This window comes from Mitsuaria sp. WAJ17 (assembly GCF_014174515.1).
Taxonomy (GTDB): domain Bacteria; phylum Pseudomonadota; class Gammaproteobacteria; order Burkholderiales; family Burkholderiaceae_C; genus Roseateles_B.
This window is the reverse complement of sequence record NZ_JACJUG010000007.1, coordinates 144,228-165,899: the sequence shown is the minus strand read 5'-3', so window position 1 is coordinate 165,899 and position 21,672 is coordinate 144,228. Positions and strand designations below refer to the sequence as shown.

Below are 21,672 nucleotides of genomic sequence, written 5' to 3'. Positions count from 1 at the left end.
TTCGCGCGCCCCCTCAAGGGGGCGAGCCCGATGGCCCGGCAAAGCCGGATCCACGGACTCCGCATGGTTGCGTTGGCGCCGTGCAGATGATCGACTCGGAGTACAGGCATGAGCCTCATTCACGCGCTGCTTTCCCATGACCTGCCGCGCAGCCGCCTGCTGGCCGTGCTGCTGGCGGCCTGCGTGCTGGGCCTGCTGCTGACGCCCTTCCTCTTCCCCGGCATCAAGGCGCTGAACGTGGCGGCCAAGATCCTCGTGTTCATCGTGCTGGTGGCCAGCTACGACCTGCTGCTGGGCTATACGGGCATCGTGAGCTTCGCCCACACCATGTTCTTCGGCATTGGGGCCTATGGCGTGGCCATCGCCAGCAACCAGATGGGGCCGGGCTGGCCGGCGTTGGCCGCGGGCGTGGGCACGGCCCTGGGCCTGAGCCTCGTGCTGTCTCTGCTGATCGGGCTGTTCTCGCTGCGGGTGAAGGCGCTCTTCTTTGCCATGATCACCATGGCCGTGGCCTCGGCCTTCCTGGGCCTGGCCTCGCAGCTGTCCGAGTTCACCGGCGGCGAGGACGGGCTCAGCTTCCAGGTGCCAGAGCTGCTGCAGCCGGGCACGGAGTTCCTGGAGGAGCCCTTCCTGGGGGCCAGCATCGACGGGCGTTTCGCGGCCTACTACCTGCTGTGCATGTGCACGATGGCGCTGACCCTGCTGATGCTGCGCATCGTCAACTCGCCCTTCGGCCGCGTGCTGCAGGCCATCCGAGAGAACGATTTCCGCGCCGAGGCCATCGGCTACCGGACCGTGGTCTACCGCGTCTGCGCCAATGTGCTGGCAGCCCTCTTCGCGACCTTGGCCGGCGCCATGCTGGCCGTCTGGCTGCGCTACAACGGGCCGGACACGTCGCTGTCGATGGAGCTGATGCTGGACGTGCTGCTGATCTGCGTGATCGGCGGCATGGGCAGCCTCTACGGCGCGGTGGTGGGCAGCGTGCTCTTCATGGGTGCGCAGGCCTATCTGCAGGACCTGATGCGCCTGGGCGCCTCGGCGGTGGAGGGCGTGCCCCTGCTGGCCGCGCTGATCTCGCCGGACCGCTGGCTGCTGTGGCTGGGCCTGCTCTTCGTGCTGGCGGTCTATCACTTTCCGGCCGGCATCGTCGGTGGCCTGCGGCTGCGCGCCGCGCGCCGCGCGCTGGCGGCCCTGAGCAAGGAACAGGCATGAGCTTCACCTTCCAGGGATTCGCCTCCCACTACCTGCGCTGCGCCGGCCGCGAGATCCACTACACCGACTGGGGCCCGGCCGACGCGCCGGTGGTGATCGCCTGGCACGGCCTGGCCCGCACAGGGCGGGACATGGATGCGCTGGCGGACTTTCTCAGCGGCAGCTACCGCGTGATCTGCCCCGACACCATCGGCCGCGGCCTCTCCCAGTGGAGCCCCGACCCCGACCGCGAGTACTGCCTGGACTTCTACGTGCAGCTGGCCACCGCGCTCGTGGACCAGTTGCAGCTGCCGCGCTTCCACTGGGTGGGCACCTCCATGGGCGGCGCCATCGGGACGCTGGCCGCGGCGACCACGCTGCGCGGCCGCATCGTGCGCCTGGTGCTCAACGACATCGGTCCCTCGCTGGCCGCGCCGGCCATCGCGCGCATCCGCGCCTATGCCGGCAACCCGCAGGCCTTCGACACCATCAGCGAACTGGAGCAGTACTTCCGCCAGATCTACAAGCCCTACGGCTGGCTCAGCGACGCTCAATGGCGACTGCTGACCGAGACCTCCATGCGCCGCCTGCCCGACGGCCGCGTGACGCCGCACTACGACCCGGCCATGGTGCGCCAGTTCGTCACCCGGCCCGATGACTACGAGCGCTGGAGCGAATGGGACAGCCTCAGCCTGCCCGTGCTGTGCCTGCGCGGCGAGGACTCCGACCTGCTGCTGGCGGAGACCGCCGAGGCCATGCGGGTGCGCGGCCCCTGCGCGGCGGTGGCCAGCATCCCGGGCTGCGGCCATGCGCCCGCGCTCAACGTGCCGGCGCAGATGGAGCTGGTGCGGCGATTCCTGGAGGGCAGCTGAGGCTCAGCCGCCGTTGACGCTCACATGGCCCTCGCGCTCGCAGCGCTGCACGGGCTTGGGGAGGTCGGGCCCGAAGTCGGTTTCCCAGCATTCGTCGAAGACCGAGCAGTAGCAGCCTGCAACGCTCATCCTGCCGCGCTCACGATCCACCGCCTTGTACAGGGCTTCCACCTGCTTGTCCTGCACGTCCTCTCCGCGCCAGCTGAACAGCATCTGGCGTCGGCCTGGCGTCAGCACATCGCCGGCAATGGAGCCGCTGCGGGTGTAGACGTGCGCGTCCTTGGGCACGCTCAGCTGCTGGGTGCGCGCCACCTCGGCAGGCAGGGCATGGCTGCTCCTGAGCAGCTTGCCGTCATAGCGCATCTCCAGCCAGACCACGCGGGCCGGGCCGGTGCCGACGTTCTCCACGGCGAGCTGGAGTTCGGACTTGTCGCTCGCGTTGATGTTGGCGGCGTAGTACTGGAGGATGGGCGTGGAGCCCGCCTTCACCAGGCGCGCGTTCTGCTCGACCAGGGCCTGCATGGTGGCGCTGGTCTTGAGCGCCGACACCAGCGCGGCGCCGGCGCTCAGCAGCATGCTCAGGGCTACGGCCACATGGAACCAGCGCGGCGCCTTGTCCTCGCCCGCGGGCTTGCTCAGCTTGGGAATCTCGATCACGGCCTCTCTCCTTGGCCGCGATTATGGCGAGCCGATGGAGGGCTGGCGCGCGATCGCGACGAAACGCCTATTGCGCGGGCAGGCGGCCCAGCCAGTGGTCCAGGCGGCCGCGCAGGGCGGTGAAGTCCAGGGGCTTGGTGAGGTGCTCGTCCATGCCTGCGGCCAGGCTGGCCTTCACGTCGCTCTCCAGCGCATGGGCGGTCAGGGCCAGGATGGGGAAGTGCGGCAGCTCGGCACGGGCCTGCAGCTCGCGCAGGCGGCGGGCGCATTCCAGGCCGTCCATGCCGGGCATCTGGATGTCCATCAGCACCAGGTCGGGGGCGGCCTGCATGCAGGCGTCCACGGCCTCCAGGCCGTTGCTGGCCAGGCGGCTGCGCAGGCCCATGAGGGACAGGAATTCCAGGGCCACGACCTGGTTGATGGGGTTGTCCTCGACTAGCAGTACCTGCACGTGCGAGGACTCTGCACCGATGGCGCCTCTGGAAAGACTGTTCGTGCCCGTTGTCATCATGATGAAGTGCCCACCTGCTGTTGGCCTAGACTCACTTGCCTCGCGCTGTGCTCGGCGGATGCCCTGCCTCTGGAGCCTGACTTCCGTGTGCCGTCCAGCGCGTCGGCACCTCCCTGAGGGCAGGATGGACATCCCCGCGCCAGCAGGTGAACGACCCTCGGGTCAACCCGCATTCTTGATTTGCGGCTCGTTCGGGGCGTGATGTTGCACCCGGATTCGCGGCGGCGCAATGGTTGGCGGTGTCATTTGCGACTTTGAGCCCTCCGGGGTGGTGCCAGGTCTTGATGCATCGCAATCCATTGCTCCCGCGGCCCGCTGCCGGATGCCCCATCAGGGCCTTCGGCGCCTGCTGACAGATTCTTGTCATCGCGCTCCCTAGAATGACCGCCTCCTTCAGCCAGAGACCCGCCAAGATGTCCGACGGTCATATCAAGATTCGCGGTGCCCGCCAGCACAACCTCAAGAACCTCGATCTGGACATCGCCACCCATGAGTTGACGGTGGTCACGGGCCCCAGCGGCTCGGGCAAGTCCAGCCTGGTCTTCGACACCCTGTATGCCGAGGGCCAGCGCCGTTACGTGGAAACGTTCTCAGCCTATGCGCGCCAGTTCCTGGACCGCATGGACCGGCCGGCGGTGGACAAGGTGGAGGGTGTGCCGCCGGCCATCGCCATCGACCAGACCAACCCGGTGCGCACCTCGCGTTCCACGGTTGGCACGATGACGGAGCTGAACGACCACCTCAAGCTGCTGTTCGCCCGTGCCTCGCAGCTCTACGACCGCCAGACCGCGCAGCCGGTGCGCCATGACACGGCGCAGACCATCTTCGCGGAGCTCAAGGCGCGCACCCTGGCCGATGATCCGCGGCTGGTGCTGACCTTCCCGGTCGAGCTGCCCGCCAACACGAGTGCCGAGCAGGTGCAGCAGTGGCTGGCGGCCAGCGGCTTCACGCGGATCCAGGCGGAGCGGGAGGCCGGTGAGCGAAAGGTTCTGGATGTGGTCGCCGACCGCTTCCGCATGCAGAGGGTGGACACCCAGCGCGCCATGGAGGCCATCGAGCTGGCCCTCAAGCGCGGCAGCGGCCGCCTCAATGTCTACGCGGGCGGCAGCGAGGAACAGGCGCCGGAGATCTGGCGCTACTCCACCGGCCTGCACTGCCCTGACAGCGACCTGCGCTACCAGGACCCGCAGCCGGCGCTGTTCTCCTTCAACTCGGCCATGGGGGCCTGCGAGACTTGCCGCGGCTTCGGTCGCGTGATCGGCGTGGACCTGGGCCTCGTGATCCCCGACGACAAGAAAACCCTGCGCGCTGGCGCCATCAAGCCCTTGCAGACGCCGGCCTGGGCCGAGTGCCAGGACGACCTCATGCGCCATGCGGGCGATGCCGGCATCCCGCGCGACACCGCCTGGAGCCAGCTGACGCCTGCGCAGAAGGACTGGGTCATCAACGGCTCGCCCAACTGGAAGGGCAAGTGGAACCAGCAGTGGTACGGCGTGCACCGCTTCTTCGAGTACCTGGAGAGCAAGGCCTACAAGATGCACATCCGCGTGCTCTTGTCCAAGTACCGCAGCTACACCGAATGCCCGGACTGCCGCGGCGCGCGCCTCAAGACCGAGGCCCTGCTGTGGCGCGTGGGCTCGGCCGTCCTGGCCGACGCCGCCCTGCCGCGCGAGCAGCGCTTCCTGCCCAGCGGCACGGCCTGGAGCCGCGCGCAGCTGGAGTCCCTGCCGGGCCTGCACCTGCATGACCTGATGCAGCTGCCCATGCACCGCCTGCGCCGCTTCATGGACGAGCTGCAGCTGCCCTCCACGATGCTGGACGAGGCGCTGAAGCTGCTGCTGGAGGAGATCCGCAATCGGCTCAAGTACCTCTGCGACGTGGGCCTGGGCTACCTCACCCTGGACCGCCAGAGCCGCACGCTCTCCGGCGGCGAGGTGCAGCGCATCAACCTCACCACGGCCCTGGGCACCTCCCTGGTCAACACGCTGTTCGTGCTGGACGAGCCCAGCATCGGCCTGCACCCGCGGGACATGAACCGCATCGTGCAGGCCATGCACCGCCTGCGCGACGCGGGCAACACGCTGGTGGTGGTTGAGCACGACCCAGCCGTCATGCTGGCCGCCGACCGCCTCATCGACATGGGCCCCGGCCCCGGCGAGAAGGGCGGCAGCATCGTCTTTGATGGCACGCCCGAGGCCATCCGCACGGCGGACACGCTCACCGGCGCCTACCTGGGCGCGCGCAAGCAGGTGGGCATGGGGCTGAAGCGCCTGGTCGATGCCTCGACGCCGCGGCTCATCCTCGAAGGCGCGCGCGAGCACAACCTCAGGAACGTCAGCGTGGAGTTCCCGCTGCAGCGCATGGTGGTGGTCACCGGCGTCTCGGGATCGGGCAAGAGCACGTTGATGCAGGACGTGCTCTACCCGGCCCTGGCGCGCCACTTCGGCCAGGCCACCGAGGCTCCCGGCGCGCACGACCGCCTGCTGGGCGCGGACTGGCTGTCCGGCGCGGTCTTCGTGGACCAGTCTCCCATTGGCAAGACCGCGCGCTCCAATCCGGCCAGCTATGTGGGCGCCTTCGACGAGATCCGCAAGCTCTTCGCCGCCACGCCCATGGCGCAGGAACGCAGCTACGGCCCGGGCATGTTCAGCTTCAACGCGGGCGACGGCCGCTGCCCCACCTGCGGCGGCTCGGGCTTCGAGCATGTGGAGATGCAGTTCCTCTCCGACGTCTATCTGCGCTGCCCGGACTGCGACGGCCGACGCTTCCGCGCCGAGATCCTCGACGTGAAGATCATCCGGGACGAGCGCGAGCTCTCGGTCTCCGAGGTGCTGGAGCTGACCGTCAGCGAAGCCGTGCATCTCTTCCGCTACGACCGCGAGGTGCTGCTCAAGCTGCAGCCCATCCTCGACGTGGGCCTCGAGTACGTGCGCCTGGGCCAGCCCGTGCCTACGCTGTCCGGCGGCGAGGCCCAGCGCCTGAAGCTGGCCGGCTTCCTGGCCGAGGCGGCCACCAGCGCCAGCAAGAGCCGCCAGGCGCTCGCCAAGAAGGGCACGCTCTTCCTCTTCGACGAGCCCACCACCGGTTTGCACTTCGACGACATCGCCAAGCTCATGCGCGCCATGCGCAAGCTGCTGAGCGCGGGGCATTCGCTGATCCTGATCGAGCACAACCTCGACGTGATCCGCGCGGCCGACTGGCTGATCGACCTCGGCCCCGAGGGAGGCGAGGACGGCGGCCTGCTCGTCTGCCAGGGCACGCCGGAGGACGTGCGCGAGCATCCCACCTCCCACACGGCCGAGGCCCTGCGCGAGTACGCCCTTCACATGGACCGCCCGGCGGCCAAGGTGGAGGAGGGCCGCCCGCTGCAAAGCGTGGTGCGTGCCCGCCGCGCGCAGGCGGAGGAAGCCATCCGCATCGTCAATGCACGCGAGCACAACCTGAAGTCGGTCGATGTGGCCATCCCGCGCGGCAAGTTCAACGTCATCACCGGCGTCTCGGGCTCGGGCAAGTCCACCCTGGCCTTCGACATCCTCTTCAACGAGGGCCAGCGCCGCTATCTCGAATCGCTCAACGCCTATGCCCGCTCCATCGTGCAGCCGGCGGGGCGGCCGGAGGTCGATGCGGTGTGGGGCATCCCGCCCACCGTGGCCATCGAGCAGCGCCTCTCGCGCGGCGGCCGCAAGAGCACGGTGGCCACGACCACCGAGGTCTGGCACTTCCTGCGCCTGCTCTACGTGAAGCTGGGCGTGCAGCACTGCCGGCACGATGGCACGCCGGTCAAGCCGCAGAGCCTGGAGTCCATCCTCGCCCAGCTGATGCGCGACTACCGCGGCCGGCACATCGGGCTGCTCGCGCCCCTGGTGATGAATCGCAAGGGCCTTTACACCGACCTCGCCAAATGGGCCAAGGGCCGCGGCCACAGCCATTTGCGCGTCGATGGCGAGTTCCTGCCCACGGCGCCCTGGCCCAAGCTGGACCGCTTCAAGGAGCACACGCTGGAGCTGCCGGTGGGCGACCTCGTCGTCGCGCCGGAGAACGAGGCGACGCTGCGCGAGCTGCTGCTCAAGGCCCTGGACCATGGCAAGGGCGTGCTGCACGTGCTGAGCCCGCTGGACGGGCTGGAGCGCGCATTGAAGAGCGGCGCGTCCACGGCCGGCCTGGGCGCGGTGCGGGTCTTCTCCACCAAGCGTGCCTGCCCCACCTGCGGCGAGAGCTACCCCGAGCTGGACCCGCGCCTGTTCAGCTACAACTCCAAGCACGGCTGGTGCAGCAGCTGCGTGGGCACGGGCCTGGCGCTCAGCAAGGAGCAGCGCAAGCTGCTGGACGATTCCCAGCAGGACAAGGACAACCGCGGCCGCGAGCAGAGTTTCAACGCCGAGGTGGAGGTCGAGGGGCTGGCCGACGAGGCCTGCCCCGACTGCCACGGCGCGCGCCTGAACCCCACGGCACGCGCGGTCACCTTCGAGGGCGAGGGTATTGCGGCGGTGGCGAGCTGGAGCGTCAGCCAGGCGCGGGAATGGGTGTCAGGTCTTGCCCTGAGCGGGCGAGATGCCGAGATCGCCCGCGACGTGGTCAGCGAGATCCGCGGCCGCCTGGAGTTCCTGGAGCAGGTGGGCCTGGGCTACCTCACCCTGGAGCGCGCGGCGCCCACGCTCTCGGGTGGAGAGGCTCAGCGCATCCGGCTGGCGGCCCAACTGGGCAGCCATCTGCAGGGCGTCTGCTATGTGCTGGACGAGCCCACCATCGGCCTGCACCCGCGGGACAACCAGATCCTGCTCGATGCCCTGGCCACGCTGGGCGACAAGGGCAATACTCTGGTGGTGGTCGAGCATGACGAGGACACCATCCGCCGCGCCGACCACATCATCGACATCGGCCCGGGCGCCGGCAAGCGCGGCGGTCGCGTGATCGCCCAGGGCACGGCGGCCGAGCTGGCGCTGCATGCCGACTCGCTGACGGGCCGCTTCCTCGCCCACCCCCTGCGCCATCCGTTGCAGGAGCGCCGGCCCTGGACGGGCGATGGCCCCAGGCTGAGCGTGCACGGGGCCACGCTGCACAACCTGCAGGGCGTGACGGTGGACGTGCCGTTGCAGCGCTTGGTCGCGGTGACGGGCGTCTCGGGCTCGGGCAAGTCCACGCTGGCGCGCGACGTGCTGCTGGCCAATATGGCCATGGCCGTGCCTCTGCGCAAGTCGCCCTCGCGCTGGATCGGTTGCGAGTCAGTGAAGGGCCATGAGCAGGTGGACCGCGTGCTGGAGGTTGACCAGACCCCCATCGGCAAGACCCCGCGTTCCTGCCCGGCCACCTACATCGGCTTCTGGGACGCCATTCGCAAGCTCTTCGCCGAGACGCTGGAAGCCAAGGCGCGCGGCTACGCCGCCGGCCGCTTCAGCTTCAACACCGGCGAGGGCCGCTGCCCCGGCTGCGAGGGCCAGGGCATGAAGACCATCGAGATGAGCTTCCTGCCCGATGTGAAGGTGCTGTGCGACCAGTGCCACGGCCAGCGCTTCAACCCGGAAACCCTGGGTGTGAGCTGGCGCGGCAAGAGCATCGGCGATGTGCTGGCCATGGAGGTGGATGAAGCCGTCGAGTTCTTCGCGGCCATGCCCTCCATTGCCCACCCGCTGAAGCTGCTTCAGGACGTCGGCCTGGGCTACCTCACGCTGGGGCAGCCCAGCCCCACGCTGTCGGGTGGCGAGGCGCAGCGCATCAAGCTGGTCAGCGAGCTGGTCAAGGTGCGGGACGATGTCACGCGGCGAGGCCAGAAGGCGCCGCACACGCTCTATGTGCTGGACGAGCCCACCGTGGGCCTGCACATGGCCGATGTGGAGAAGCTGATCCGCGTGCTGCACCGGCTGGTGGCGGGCGGGCATTCGGTGGTGGTGATCGAACATGACCTCGACGTGATCGCCGAGGCCGACTGGATCCTGGACCTGGGCCCCGAGGGCGGCACCGGCGGCGGCCGTGTCGTGGTGGCGGGCACGCCGGAGGCGGTGGTGGCTTCGGGCAGCCACACGGGCCGGGCGCTGGCGCCGGTGCTCCACCGTGCTTGAGGCCTCGCTGCCGGCCGCCCTGCTGCAGCATGCGGCTGAGCTGGTCGAGCAGGCGGACCTGATCGTGGTTGCCGCTGGGGCCGGCATGGGCGTTGACTCCGGCCTGCCGGACTTTCGCGGCCGCGAGGGCTTTTGGCAGGCCTACCCGGCCCTGGCGCGCAGCGGCATCGATTTCTACGAAGCCGCCAACCCGGCGCGCTTCAGCGAAGCGCCGCGCCAGGCCTGGGGCTTTTATGGCCATCGCCTGGCGCTGTACCGGCGCACGGTCCCGCACGAGGGCTTCGCCCTGCTGCAGCGCTGGATGGCGCGGACCGATCTGGGCGGCGTGGTCTACACCAGCAATGTGGACGGGCAGTTCCAGCAGTCCGGCGTCGATGAGGCCCTGGTGTGGGAATGCCATGGCTCGCTGCGCCACCTGCAGTGCAGCCGGCCGTGCAGTGATGCGGTCTGGTCCGCGGACGACTTTCTGCCCGACATCGACGAAGCCCGCTGCGAGCTGCGCAACACCTGGCCCCTGTGCCCGCACTGCGGCGCGCTGGCACGGCCCAATGTGCTGATGTTCGGCGACGACGCCTGGATGGACACCCGCGAGCGCGTGCAGGCGAATCGCGTGGCCCCCCACCTGGCCGCCGCGCGCCGGCCCCTGGTGATCGAGCTGGGCGCCGGCACGGCGGTGCCCTCGGTGCGGATGTTCAGCCAGCACGTGCTGCAGCGGCTGAAAGGACGGCTCTTGCGCATCAACCCGCGGGAATGGCAGGTGCCGGGCCGGCTGGATGTGGGCCTGGCCTGCGGCGCGCTGGAAGGCCTGCGAGCCATCGACTCCCTCGTCACGGGAGAGCGGCAGGATCGAATCGATCAGCTTTGCTGAACTGCCGGCAGCGAGGCGCTGCGCTTCGGCGCCCCCAGCAACCGCAACCGGGCGTCAGCGCGTTGCGCCCCCGCAGGGGCCGCTGATCCGGCTCCGCCCCCCTGGGGGGCTGAGGTCGGACACCAACAGCGAGCCGTTTGTGCCTACCGAAGGGCCAGGCCTATGGCCTGGCGCGGCCTGCAAGGCCGGCGAAGCCGGTAGGGGGGGTCATTTTTTGGGTTTCTCGAATTTCTTGGGCCGGTAGACGTTGCCTTCCCAGAGGCCATCGTCATTGGCGGCCCGCTTGGCGCGCTGGATGGCGCCCAGGGCTTCCTCGCGGGCCAGGCGTCGGCGTTCGCGGGTGTTGAAGCGCCACAGCAGATAGCGCTGCAGCCAGCGCCAGCTGGCGCGGGGCCAGCGTTCCAGGGCCTGTCGCTGGCGGGCGCCGAGCATCATGTGCGCTGCCATCCACAGCACGCAGAGCAGTCCGAACGCAGCGATGATCTTCTGGAGCGTGACAGCCACGATGGGCCCCTGGTTGCCTTGCGCAAGGCTTGACCCTGGCGCACCGGTAGTCTGATGGTAGCGCAGGCCCCGTCATTGCGGTTTCGAACAAAACCCGAATTTCCGCGCATTCCTGTGCTTTTGACCGCGTGCCGCACCGCGCTTGGAGGGCCGGATTCCGCCGTCCAGCGCATCGGCGGCATCGGCGCTGACGCAAGCCCGGCCTGCCTCCCTAGAATCCCGCCGCCTCCAGTACCCGGAGGCGTTGAGGAGATCCCCTTGAAAGCCTGGAAACCCGCCTCTGTCGCCTGCGCCCTTGCGCTGGCCCTCAGTGCCGCCGCGACCAGCCTGCAGACGCAGGCCGCCCCCGCCACCCCGTCCGTGGCCGCCCCCTCGCTAAGCCTGGAAAGCCTGTTCCGCGCCCAGCCCTACCGCGGTGAATCGGCGCGTGAGCTCCAGTTCAGCCACAGCGGCCGCTACCTGGCCTATCTGTGGAATCCCTTTGGCGAACCGGGCACCGATCTCTATATCCATGACACCCAGACTGGCAAGACCGTGCGCGTGACCTCTCCGGCCGTCATGGCCGCCTTCGAGGCGCCGGAGGACCTGGCCCGCTTCGCCCGCAAGGCCCTGCAGCGCCAGACCGAATGGAACGAGCGCCAGCAGCGCGAGGAGCTGCAGCAGGCCTATCTGCGCGGCGAGAACGTGGACCTGGGCCAGTTCGAAGCCCGCGCCCTGGAGCAGCTGAAGAAGGAGCTGGCAGAGAAGAAGGCGAGAGACGAAGCCGAGAAGACCGCCGAAAAGGCCGAGGCCGAGGCCGAGAAGAAGGCTGCCGAGGCACTGGCCGCCAAGCGCAGCGGCAAGCCTGTGGCCGAGGCTGCGGCCCCTGCTGCGTCGGCGGCCTCCGCTGCGAGCGTCGCCACCAAGTCCGCAGAAAAGGACAAGGAAAAGGAACTCTGGGAGCTGCGCGACGAGCTGAAGAAGAAGGAAGCCAAACACAAGCTCAAGCCCGGCGACCTCTACCCCGGCGTGAGCCAGGTGGTCTGGGCCAACCATCGCGAGGAACTGGTCTTCCAGTACCGCGGCAGCCTGTTCCGCTGGCAGGTCGCGGACGGCAAGGTCCAGCCCCTGCTGGGCACGCAGCGATCGCTGCGCATGGTGGCCTACACGCCCGATGACCAGGGCTTCATCTACCAGGACGAGACCCGCGTGCTGCGCAGCCGCTTCAACACTGCGGGCGTGCAGGTGCTCAACCGCGAGCTGATCCATGACGATGATGCGGAGAAGAAGTACCGCATCAGCGACACCCGCCTCAGCGAGAACGGCCGCTGGATGTCCCTGCTGGCCCAGGCGCCGCTGAGCGCCGCCGACGGCAAGGGGCCGGCGCCCAAGCCTGGCCGCATGGTCGAGATCATGGACTACAACACCCGCTTTGCCACCGCCAAGAAGGTGGACCGCGAGGTCTCGGACGACAAGCGCATGGAGCAGCCGCTGGCGCTGTACATCCGCAAGGTGGCGGCCGAGGGCGCGGCGCCCACGGCCCAGCCCCAGCCGGTGTTCACGAACAAGGGCGGCGACGTCTGGTTCGAGATGAGCCCCGTGGCCTGGGCCCGCGATGGCAGCCACTACGCCTTCGTGACCTTCGAGCGCGAGAAGGAGCTGCTGCGCGTCTACCTGGGCAAGGCCGACGAGACCGCCAAGCCCGAGATGATCCTGGAGCGCCGAGGCGACCTTCACCATGAGCTGGTCAACGTCATGGCCCCGGACTTCACGCCAGACGGCAAGACCCTGGTCCTGGTCCTGGCCGACCACGACTGGCGCCAGCCCTATGCCTACGACCTCGCCAGCAAGCAGCTCAAGCGCTTGGTGACCGGCGAGTTCGAGGCCCACCGCGTGCTGGGCTTCACGCCGGACTCCAGGCAGATGTTCGTGGTCAGCAACAAGGACGACCTTGCCGCCATGAACCTCTGGCGCGTGGACATGGCCAGCGGCCGCATGCAGGCCCTGGGGCAGTCGCCCGACTACCACCGCAATGCCGTGGTCTCCGAGGACGGCCGCTGGCTGGCGGCCAATGCCGGCCACTGGTCGCAGCGCCCCGAGCTCAAGCTGATCGCGGGCCAGGGGGAGGTCAAGGCCCCCAAGGCGCTGACGCAGAGCTATGACCCGGCCCTCGACGCCGTGCATGTGCTGCGCCCTGAGCGCTTCAGCTTCAAGAACCGCCATGGCGATGTGCTCAGCGCCTACGTCTTCAAACCCAAGGGCTGGCAGGCCAGCGACCGCCGCCCGGCCGTGGTCTACGTCTACGGCGGCCCGCTGAACGACCGCCACACCATCGAGACCGACAGCTTCCAGCCCACCGGCTATATGTTCGGCATGTACATGGCGGCCAAGCATGGCTACGTGACCGTGTCCATCGACACCCGCGGCCATTCCAACTACGGCCGCCGCTTTGCCGACGCCAACTGGGAGCAGGTGGGTCTGCCCCAGACCGAGGACCTGCTGGACCTCGTGGCCCACATGAAGGCCAACTTCGGCGTGGACGCCCAGCGCATCGGCCTCAACGGCTGGAGCTTCGGCGGCTTCCAGACGCAGTACACGATGTACACCCAGCCCGATGTGTTCGCCGCCGGCATCGCCGGTGCCGGCCCCACCGAATGGGAGAACTACAACAGCTGGTACAGCGGCCGCACCATCGGCAAGGTGGACCGCAGCAAGCCCGTGCTGCGCAAGTACTCCCTGCTGCCAATGGCGAAGGGCCTTCGCAAGCCGCTGATGCTGGTGCACGGCATGATGGATCCGAACGTGCTGTACCAGGACACGGTCAACGTCTACCGCGCCCTGCTGGATTCGGGCAAGGAATCGCTGGTCGAGCTCTTCCTGGATCCGGACGGTGAGCACGGCATGGGCGGCGTGGTGAAGACTGCCGGCTGGCATCGCAAGTACGAGGCCTTCTGGCTGCAGCACCTGGGCCGTGTGCAGCAGGCGCAGTAAGCGCGTGCCACAAGAAGAAAGGCGACCCGCGGGTCGCCTTTTTTTTCGTGGAGTCGAGGCTTGCTTCAGCCGTGCCCGGCTAGGGCCAGCACGGCGTCGGGGATCTCACGGCTGAGGGCGTCCTTGAGCTGGGCGTTGGCCAGCTGTGCCAGGTCTTGCGGGTCCTGCTGGCTCTCGTCGCCACCCAGCAGGGCGATGGGGGAGAGCAGGGCGCCCTGGGTTTCGTCCTCGAAGCGCGCGGCCCATTCATCAGCGGCCAGGTCCACGCCCAGCATGAAGCCGATGCACCAGTCCTCGGCGTCGGTCATCTCCGCGCCTTCCTCATCGACGGCGATGCTGAAGATCGGCTCCCAGGCGTCGGGCCGATTCTTGAGCTGTACGGCGATGCTGTGCAGGTGGCGCAGCACCAGCATCATCACGCGCTTCTTTTGCTTGCCGCTGACGAAGGGGGCGATGCCGTCGGCGCCGTCGCCACCCCATATCTCGGGCAGCCAGGCGGCGCCGGGCTGCGCGGCCAGGGGCTGCGGGCTCAGCAGCAGGGCGGTCAGGTAGCCGTCCAGGGCCTCGATGTTCATCGCGGCGTCGCTGGGCAGCTTGCTCAGCATGTCGTCGAGCATCGACAGTTCCTCGTCGCTGAGCGGCAGGTAGTCGGAGGCGGGGTTGTAGCTGGGATATTCCATGGGGTGTCTTTGTTCAGTGCTCAGCCGTGGCGGCCGTGCCGGCTCTTGGGTTTCTTGGTGTCCAGCTCGGCGATCTGCGCCTTCAGCAGCGACATCAGCACGCGGGCGTTCGCCTCGGTCAGGCTCAGGATGGAGCTGGGCTCGATACCCTCGACATTGGACTTGGGAGCGACCAAGGCGTCCACCTTGAGCATGATCAGGCCGTGCGCGTTGCCGGCGGCCTTGAACTTCTGGACTTCGATGGTGTGTGTCTTCATGGGCTGATTGTCCCTCGTCGCGGGGCTGCAGCAGGCCCTAGACTGGCCGGATGATGCATCCTGCCCCTGCCGATGGCACCGCCGCCCTGAGTGGCTGGCGGGACCGCTGCTACACCATCATCTTCGAGGCGGACACGCGCGCCGGCAAGGCCTTTGACGTGGCCCTGGTCGTGGCCGTGCTGCTGAGCGTGGCCCTGGTGATCGCCGAGAGCGTCGCAGACTGGCGCCTGCGCCATGGCCGTGCCTTCGACGTCGCCGAGTATTTCTTCACCGCGCTGTTCACCGTCGAGTACCTGCTGCGCGTGGCCTGCGTGCCGCAGCCCTGGCGCTATGTGCGCAGCTTCTATGGAGTCGTCGATCTGCTGGCGGTGCTGCCCACCTACCTGGCGCTGTTCCTGCCAGAGGCCTATGCCCTGGTGGATGTTCGCGTGCTGCGCCTGCTGCGCATCTTCCGCATCTTCAAGCTCAGCGCCTACCTGCACGAGTTCCGCAGTCTGGGCAGCGCGCTGCAGGCCAGTGCGCGCAAGATCCTGGTCTTCCTGTCGGTGGTGATCATGGCCGTTCTGATCATGGGGACGGTGATGTATGTGGTCGAGGGGCCGGCCCATGGCTTCGTCAACATCCCCACCGCCATGTACTGGGCCGTGACCACCATGACCACGGTGGGCTTCGGCGACATCACGCCCAAGACGGACCTGGGCCGCCTGATCGCCTCGGCCATGATGCTGCTGGGCTGGGGCGTGCTGGCCGTGCCCACGGGCATCGTGACGGCCGAGATGACGGCCCAGCGTCGCAGCGGCACGCCCACCACCCGCAGCTGCCCGCAATGCCTCAGCGAAGGCCATCTGGCCGAGGCGCGCTACTGCCGCGACTGCGGCGCGCCCCTGCCGCCCTACCAGCGCGACGCGATCTGATCAGCGGCGGCGCAGCTTGGCCGTGCCCTCCACCACGGCCAGGACCAGCGCGCCGCAGGCGATGCCCACCAGCACGTCGCCCAGGGTGGCCACCAGCCAGGGCAGGACCGGTGCGCCAGGCAGGGATTGCGCCAGGTGATCGATGGCATGGTGCACCGGCTCCATGCCGTGCACCAGGATGCCGCCGCCCACCATGAACATGGCGGCGGTGCCGACCACGGCCAGCATCTTCATCAGGCGCGGCGCGGCCACCAGCAGCAGTCCGCCCAGCGACTGCTTCCACGACTCGGCCTTGCGGCTGAGGTAGAGGCCCAGGTCGTCGAGCTTCACGATGGCTCCCACGAGGCCGTAGACGCCCATCGTCATCAGCACCGCGATGCCGCTGAGCACCATCAACTGGGTGGCCAGCGGCGAGCTGGAGACCAGGCCCAGGGTGATGACGATGATCTCGGCCGAGAGAATGAAGTCGGTGCGGATGGCGCCCTTGATCTTGTCGCGCTCGAAGGCGACCAGGTCCACGGCCGGGTCGCAGAGGGCCTGGACCTGCTGGGCATGCTCGGCCGCGTCCTCGTCCCCATGCAGGAACTTGTGCGCCAGCTTCTCGACGCCCTCGAAGCACAGGTAGGCGCCGCCAAGCATCAGCAGGGGCGTGACAGCCCAGGGCGCGAAGGCGCTGATGGCCAGCGCTGCGGGCACGAGGATGGCCTTGTTGCGCAGCGAACCCTTGGCCACCGCCCACACCACCGGCAGCTCGCGCTCGGCGCGGATGCCGCTGACCTGCTGGGCATTGAGCGCGAGGTCGTCTCCCAGCACCCCCGTGGTCTTTTGGGCGGCTGCCTTGGAGAGGAGGGCGACGTCGTCCAGCAGGGTGGCGATGTCGTCAAGCAGGGCGAGAAGGGTCGAGGCCATGATGGGCGCGGAGTTGAAACCCCGCTTTGTACCCGATCTGGCATCAGGATCCCGTCAGGGCCGCATGCACATGCATTCCGGCAGGGGGAATGACTTGCGGCACACTGCGCCCCATGAACACCCTCGCCACCTTCTTCCGCAGCACGGCGCTGGCCCTGGGCCTGGCAGCCGCCATGGTCCCGGCCCTGGCCGAGGACGCGCCCAAGCCGCAGGTCTACAACGAGCAGGCCGACGCCCGTGCCGATCTCAACCAGGCCCTGGCCCAGGCCAATGCCCAGCAGCGCAATGTGCTGGTGGTCTTCGGTGCCAACTGGTGCGGAGACTGCATGGCCCTGGACCGCAAGTTCTCCGGCGGCACCCTGGCCGGACCGGTGGCCAAGCGCTTTGTGGTGCTCAAGGTCAACGTCGGCCGCTTCGACAAGAACACCGACCTCGCCGCGCAGATGGGCGTGCCGCTGAAGAAGGGCATCCCCGCGGTGGCCGTGCTGGGCCGCGATGGCCAGGTGCTCAGCGCCACCAGCGGCGGTGAGCTGGCCGATGCCCGCAACATGGGCGACGAGGCCGTGCTCAAGGTGCTGGACGGGCTCAGGCACTGAGCTTTCTCTGCCCTGGCTCCCCCCGACCCTTGGCGGGGACGCAACACCTGGCCCCATCAATGACAGAGGCCGTGCCTGGGGTGTCCCCTTTGTGTGGGGGTCAGGCCTTGCCAGGCACTTGCGTTTTGCGGGCCGCTGGCCTAAGTTGCAGCATGGCCAGACCACTGCGGATCGAGTTTGCGGGCGCCGTCTACCACCTCAGCTCCAAGGCCGAGGCGGGCGCGGTGGTGTTCCACGATGACGCGGACCGTCGAGCCCTGCTCGCGGTGATTGCGCAGGCCATGGAGCGCTTTGACGCCCAGGTCCTGGCCTACTGCCTGGAGCCCGACTCCTACGAGCTCCTGCTCTTCACCCGCCAGGCCAATCTCTCCCGCCTGATGCGGCATATCAACGGTGTCTACACGCAGGGCAGCAACCGGCGGCATGGGACCGTGGGCCATCTGTTCCAGGGCCGCTTCAAGGCCGTGCTGGTGGACCGCCAGAAGCTGCTGCTGGACGCCTGCCGCTATGTCGAGCTGGGTGGCGTGCGCCGCGGCCTGGCCGCTTCGCCGGCGCAATGGCCCTGGTCCAGCTACGCCGCCCATGCGGGCCTGGTCGAGGCTCCGGAGTGGCTGGATGTGCAAGGCCTGCATGCCTACGTGATGGGTCGGCCACTGCAGGGGGCTGCCGATCGTCGCAAGGCGGCCCAGCGTTACGAGAAGCTGGTGGCGGAGGCCAGCGGCCTGGACCTGTGGCAGCACCTGCGCCAGCAGATCTACCTGGGCGATGCCGGCTTTGTCGAGGGACTGAAGGGCCAGCTCAAGGGCGGTGCGGGCACGGCGCGCAAGGCCGGCCGTTCCGGCGCCTCGGGGGCATCGCTCAAGGCCAGGCCCTGGCGAGACTGGCTGCATGAAGCTGGCAGCCGCGAAGAGGCACTGTACCGGGCCCATACCGAGGGCGGCCTGTCCATGACTGGCCTGGCCAAGGAGCTGGGTCTGTCGGTGTCGCGGGTCAGCCGCCTGATCGCCGGGCATGAGCGCCAGCGGCACCAGCACTGAGATCCGGGCCGCGGGCGCTGCGCTGTCCCCGTCAGCTGTGGACAAGTCCGTGCACAAGCTGGCGGTAGCGTCGGCAAGTGTTTGAACGGCAAGGCCATTCCCTGGATTGATGAAAAAAAAGGCACCGCTTGGCGGTGCCTTTTGCCAGGAGAGCGACGCGCGCTCAGTGCATGGCGTGCGCAGCGCCGGTCGGGCAGGGGGCGCTGATAAAGGCCTGGGCCTCCGCTTCTTCCCAGGCTTCCTGGGTCAGTTCACGGGCGGCGGCCAGTTGGTTGCACAGTTCGAACACACCCAGGCCGTCGGCATCGCCTACGGCTTCGGGCTGGGGGGCTGCTGCAACCTCGGCCGGCAGGTCGGCCAGGGCGCCCAGCAGGTCAAAGAGCAGGTCCAGATTGGGTTCGCCAGGTTCCTGGCGGGCCAGGCCCAGGCTGCGGCAGAGGTACCAGCAGGCCTTCGCGGCGTCATCGCAGCGGGCGTGGTAGAGCGCCATGCGCTCCAGTGCCTCGGCCCTCGCCTGCTCGTCGGCCAGGGCCTGCGCCTGGGCGTCCAGCATGGGGTCCAGGCCAGCGAGCAACTGGCTGCGTTCCGCCTCGGCCAGGCTGTCGGGCTCGGCCTGCTGCGGATCGGTCATCAAAGGCTCATGATGCGTGTGTGCCATGGGGTACTGCTTTCTTCCACCTGCTGGCAATCCTAGGCAGGCTTGGCGCGTTTGGCGCCCCCAGAAGAGGGGGCCATGACGCCATCCTAGGCAGAGGGATGAAGTTTGTCACGCAAAGTGTTGCCGGATCAGCGCTTTTTGACGGGGCGCTGCCAGCCGCTGATGCCCACCTGTTTGCCGCGCGCCACGCTCAGCTCGCCTTCGGCCACGTCCTTGGTGATGGTGGATCCGCCGCCGATGGTGGCGCCGGCCCCGAGCTTGACCGGCGCCACGAGCACGCAGTTGGAGCCTACGTGAACATCGTTGCCGATCTCGGTGCGGTGCTTGTTGGCGCCGTCGTAGTTGGCGGTGATGGAGCCGGCGCCGTAGTTGACGCGCTCACCCACCGTCGCATCGCCCAGGTAGGCCAGATGGTTGGCCTTGGCGCCACGGGCCAGGGTGGAGTTCTTGACCTCGACGAAGTTGCCGATATGGACCTCGGCGCCCAACTGCGCGCCGGGGCGCAGGCGGGCGAAGGGGCCGATCAGCGCGCCTTCGCCCACGCTAGCGCCGGCGGCCTCGCCGTCGATATGGGTGAACTCATGGATGCGCGCGCCAGCCGCGATGCTGGCGTTGCGGATCACGCAGTTGGCACCGATGCGCACCCCGTCGCCCAGGCTGACCTGCCCCTCGAAGATGCAGTTGACATCGATCTCGACGTCCTGCCCGCACTGCAGCGTGCCGCGTACGTCGAAGCGGGCCGGATCGGCCAGGCGCACGCCGGCTTCCATCAGGCTTTCAGCCTGCTGGCGCTGGTAGCGACGCTCCAGGTCGGCCAACTGCAGCGGGCTGTTGACGCCCAGGACCTCGGTCTCGTTGGGCGCCTTGACGCCCAGCACCGGCACGCCCTCTGCGACGGCCATGGCAACGATGTCGGTCAGGTAGTACTCGCCCTGGGCGTTGTTGTTGGACAGGGCCATGACCCAGCGCTTCAGCAGGGCCGTGGGTGCCGCCATCATGCCGGTGTAGCCCTCGCGGATGAGGCGCTGCTCGGGGCTGGCGTCCTTGTGCTCGACGATGGCTTGCACGGCGCCGTCGGGATGGCCGCCTGTACGCATGATGCGGCCGTAGCCGGTGGGGTCGGCCAGATCGATGGTCAGCAGGACCAGGGCGCGGCCGTCACAGGCCTCGGCCAGGCGGCGGGCTGTCTCGGTGCGGATCAGGGGGACGTCACCATTGAGGATCAGGGTGGTGCCGCTTTCCGGCAGCACGGGCACCGTCTGCTGGATGGCATGGCCGGTGCCCAGCTGGGGCTCCTGGCGCACAAAGGCGGCGCCACTGGCCGCGACCGCCGATTCCACCTGGGCGGCCCCGTGGCCGGTGATGACGATGCGCCGGGCTGCCGCCAGGGGCTCGGTGCAGTCCAGCACGTGCTGGAGCAGGGAGCGGCCGGCCAGCTTGTGCAGGACCTTGGGCAGGGCCGACTTCATGCGGGTGCCCTTGCCGGCAGCCATGATGACGATGTTCAGTGCCATGTCGGATTCGCGACGCGTCTTGGAAAGAAGCCGCGATTATGGCCGCCGGCGCCCCCGGTCCCGGCCCGGGTTCAGGGGGCCTCGCGGCTGACCTGCACGCTGGTGCGGTGCGGCTTGGGCTCCGTCCGGGGGAAGTCGCTCATCGCTGCGTCGAACAAGGCCCCGGGCAGGCGCGAGTCGCCCTGGGTCATGCCCTCGTTGCTTGCGCGTGCCTCATAGAGCGGCTCGCCGCTGGCACGGTCGCGCAGCAGCAGGGCCACGCCGCGCTCGTAGCGGGGCTCCATCCACATGGGGCCCAGGCCGCCACGCCAGTAATGGCCGTAGCGCCAGCCGCCGTAGCTGCCATGCCAGCGCCACCACAGGGGATCGTCCCAGGGCGCGCGGTCGTTGGCGTTGACGCTCATGCCGATGGAGACCAGCACATCGGCGCTCTTGGCGTCGGCGGCCGGCTTGAAGCCCGCCTTGGCCAGGGCGGCCGCTGCGGCGCTCTCCAGCGCGGCCTGGCGCTCGCCTTCTTGCTGCTGCGAGGGCAGGCGGTCGAAGGCATAACTCGCCGGCTTGCGGCCCTCGGGCCAGCTGCCGAAGCTGCTGACGTCCGCGTTGACGACGTACGTGGTGCTGCACGCGCTGAGGCTCAGCAGGGCGCTGGCGGCAAATCCCAACATCCAGTGGCGACGGTCCATGGGGGCTCCTCTCTCGGCTCAGGCCGAATGGCCTCATTCTAGGGAGCAGGGCAAGTCCTGGTCCGCCCCCAGTGCAAAGCTTGGTGAAGGCCGCGGGCGAGCTCCGGACCGCGCCGGCGTCGCAGGCCCGCCACCCCGAGACCGCGCTGAGGAAAACCATGTTGACGATCAGCGTTTCCACTGAAACACTCGCTCGGCTTTTTCTGTTTTGAGTTGAGGAGAGTTCTGATGTTGGTCCGCAAGCCCCTGCTGCGTACGCTGCCCCTGCTGGGCCTGGCCCTGTGCCTGAGCCTGCCCACCCTGGCGGCCGAATCGACGCCCGGCCCGGATGCCGCGCGTGTTCAGGCCGTCCGCGAGAAGCTGCGCACGGACCGCAAGGCCGTGGTGCTGCACAACCTGAAGCTGGATGCTGCCCAGACCGCCAAGTTCAACGCCGTTTACGAGGCCTACTCCAAGGAAGCCGGCGAGCTGGCCCGCCAGCGCACCCGCATGGTCGTGGAATCCGTGAACCAGGGCGACAGGCTCACCGGCGCCCAGGCCAAGCAGGCGTCCAAGGACTCCCTGGCCCTGGCTGAGGCCGAGCTGAAGCTGCTGCGCAAGTACCACCCCAAGATGGTCAAGGCCATTGGCCAGGAAGAGGCCAACCGCTTCCTGGAAGTCGAGACCAAGATCCTGGCGCTGAACCACTACGACATCGCCTGGACCTCGCCCCTGAGCGAGTGAGCCCCGGCTGCCCGCAAGCGGGTGGGCATGCAAGACAAACGGGCCCCGCGGGGCCCGTTTTTCATGCAGGAC

The 21,672-nt window shown here is 68.6% G+C and carries 18 protein-coding genes; 9 read left to right on the top strand and 9 right to left on the bottom strand.

Features of this window, described 5'->3' with window-relative positions; genetic code table 11:
* Window positions 1-108: 108 nt before the first annotated feature.
* Both H5407_RS07845 and H5407_RS07840 read left to right on the top strand, forming a co-directional pair.
* Entirely contained in the window at window positions 109-1,212 is a 1,104-nt protein-coding gene (locus H5407_RS07845) for a branched-chain amino acid ABC transporter permease (protein ID WP_183103884.1), read from the top strand.
* Window positions 1,209-2,063 (top strand): alpha/beta fold hydrolase, encoded by an 855-nt coding sequence (locus H5407_RS07840; RefSeq protein ID WP_183103883.1) that lies wholly within the window; start codon window positions 1,209-1,211, stop codon window positions 2,061-2,063. The genes H5407_RS07845 and H5407_RS07840 overlap by 4 nt, the downstream gene beginning before the upstream one ends.
* A gap of 3 nt (window positions 2,064-2,066) precedes the next feature.
* On the opposite strand, the gene H5407_RS07835 is transcribed toward H5407_RS07840, so the two are convergent.
* Both H5407_RS07835 and H5407_RS07830 read right to left on the bottom strand, forming a co-directional pair.
* Window positions 2,067-2,720, bottom strand: a complete 654-nt coding sequence (locus H5407_RS07835; protein WP_183103882.1) for a hypothetical protein — start codon at window positions 2,718-2,720, stop codon at window positions 2,067-2,069.
* Window positions 2,721-2,787: 67 nt separating this feature from the next.
* On the bottom strand, window positions 2,788-3,171 hold the full coding sequence (locus H5407_RS07830) for a response regulator (protein ID WP_183103881.1): 384 nt from the start codon (window positions 3,169-3,171) through the stop codon (window positions 2,788-2,790).
* A 473-nt stretch (window positions 3,172-3,644) separates the two neighbouring features.
* Here H5407_RS07830 and uvrA point away from each other — a divergent pair, with 473 nt between their 5' ends.
* Together uvrA and H5407_RS07820 are read left to right on the top strand one after the other, a co-directional pair.
* Window positions 3,645-9,287, top strand: coding sequence for an excinuclease ABC subunit UvrA (gene uvrA / locus H5407_RS07825; RefSeq protein WP_183103880.1), 5,643 nt, complete (start codon window positions 3,645-3,647; stop codon window positions 9,285-9,287).
* Complete coding sequence (locus tag H5407_RS07820; RefSeq protein ID WP_310737630.1) at window positions 9,280-10,155, top strand: Sir2 family NAD-dependent protein deacetylase; 876 nt, start codon at window positions 9,280-9,282, stop codon at window positions 10,153-10,155. Before uvrA ends, H5407_RS07820 begins: the two co-directional genes overlap by 8 nt.
* Window positions 10,156-10,362: 207 nt before the next feature.
* Here H5407_RS07820 and H5407_RS07815 read toward each other — a convergent pair whose 3' ends face one another.
* A complete protein-coding gene (locus H5407_RS07815) occupies window positions 10,363-10,659 on the bottom strand; it encodes a hypothetical protein (protein ID WP_183103879.1) in 297 nt (98 codons plus the stop codon).
* Window positions 10,660-10,917: 258 nt separating this feature from the next.
* Here H5407_RS07815 and H5407_RS07810 point away from each other — a divergent pair, with 258 nt between their 5' ends.
* Entirely contained in the window at window positions 10,918-13,629 is a 2,712-nt protein-coding gene (locus tag H5407_RS07810; protein ID WP_183103878.1) for a prolyl oligopeptidase family serine peptidase, read from the top strand.
* Between the two features lie 65 nt (window positions 13,630-13,694).
* On the opposite strand, the gene H5407_RS07805 is transcribed toward H5407_RS07810, so the two are convergent.
* Window positions 13,695-14,309 (bottom strand): UPF0149 family protein, encoded by a 615-nt coding sequence (locus tag H5407_RS07805; RefSeq protein ID WP_183103877.1) that lies wholly within the window; start codon window positions 14,307-14,309, stop codon window positions 13,695-13,697.
* A 20-nt stretch (window positions 14,310-14,329) separates the two neighbouring features.
* On the bottom strand, window positions 14,330-14,566 hold the full coding sequence (locus H5407_RS07800; protein ID WP_183103876.1) for a hypothetical protein: 237 nt from the start codon (window positions 14,564-14,566) through the stop codon (window positions 14,330-14,332).
* Between the two features lie 50 nt (window positions 14,567-14,616).
* Here H5407_RS07800 and H5407_RS07795 point away from each other — a divergent pair, with 50 nt between their 5' ends.
* Window positions 14,617-15,480: an ion transporter gene (locus H5407_RS07795; protein WP_220800517.1), complete on the top strand. Its 864-nt coding sequence runs from the start codon at window positions 14,617-14,619 to the stop codon at window positions 15,478-15,480.
* Here the strand turns inward: H5407_RS07795 and H5407_RS07790 are convergent, their stop codons facing one another.
* Window positions 15,481-16,389: a DUF808 domain-containing protein gene (locus H5407_RS07790; protein ID WP_220800516.1), complete on the bottom strand. Its 909-nt coding sequence runs from the start codon at window positions 16,387-16,389 to the stop codon at window positions 15,481-15,483.
* Between the two features lie 113 nt (window positions 16,390-16,502).
* Between H5407_RS07790 and H5407_RS07785 the strand changes: the two genes are divergently transcribed.
* On the top strand, window positions 16,503-16,985 hold the full coding sequence (locus H5407_RS07785; RefSeq protein ID WP_183103875.1) for a co-chaperone YbbN: 483 nt from the start codon (window positions 16,503-16,505) through the stop codon (window positions 16,983-16,985).
* A gap of 152 nt (window positions 16,986-17,137) precedes the next feature.
* Window positions 17,138-18,022 (top strand): transposase, encoded by an 885-nt coding sequence (locus H5407_RS07780; RefSeq protein ID WP_183103874.1) that lies wholly within the window; start codon window positions 17,138-17,140, stop codon window positions 18,020-18,022.
* A 163-nt stretch (window positions 18,023-18,185) separates the two neighbouring features.
* Here the strand turns inward: H5407_RS07780 and H5407_RS07775 are convergent, their stop codons facing one another.
* The 3 genes from H5407_RS07775 to H5407_RS07765 all read right to left on the bottom strand — a co-directional run bounded on the left by H5407_RS07775 (window position 18,186) and on the right by H5407_RS07765 (window position 20,877).
* Complete coding sequence (locus H5407_RS07775) at window positions 18,186-18,680, bottom strand: hypothetical protein (RefSeq protein ID WP_183103873.1); 495 nt, start codon at window positions 18,678-18,680, stop codon at window positions 18,186-18,188.
* 128 nt (window positions 18,681-18,808) lie between these two features.
* Complete coding sequence (glmU, locus tag H5407_RS07770) at window positions 18,809-20,194, bottom strand: bifunctional UDP-N-acetylglucosamine diphosphorylase/glucosamine-1-phosphate N-acetyltransferase GlmU (protein ID WP_183103872.1); 1,386 nt, start codon at window positions 20,192-20,194, stop codon at window positions 18,809-18,811.
* Between the two features lie 71 nt (window positions 20,195-20,265).
* Complete coding sequence (locus H5407_RS07765) at window positions 20,266-20,877, bottom strand: DUF4136 domain-containing protein (RefSeq protein ID WP_183103871.1); 612 nt, start codon at window positions 20,875-20,877, stop codon at window positions 20,266-20,268.
* Window positions 20,878-21,105: 228 nt separating this feature from the next.
* Between H5407_RS07765 and H5407_RS07760 the strand changes: the two genes are divergently transcribed.
* Window positions 21,106-21,600 carry a hypothetical protein gene (locus H5407_RS07760; protein ID WP_183103870.1) on the top strand — a complete coding sequence of 165 codons (495 nt, stop codon included), beginning with the start codon at window positions 21,106-21,108 and terminating at the stop codon, window positions 21,598-21,600.
* Window positions 21,601-21,672 lie beyond the last annotated feature (72 nt).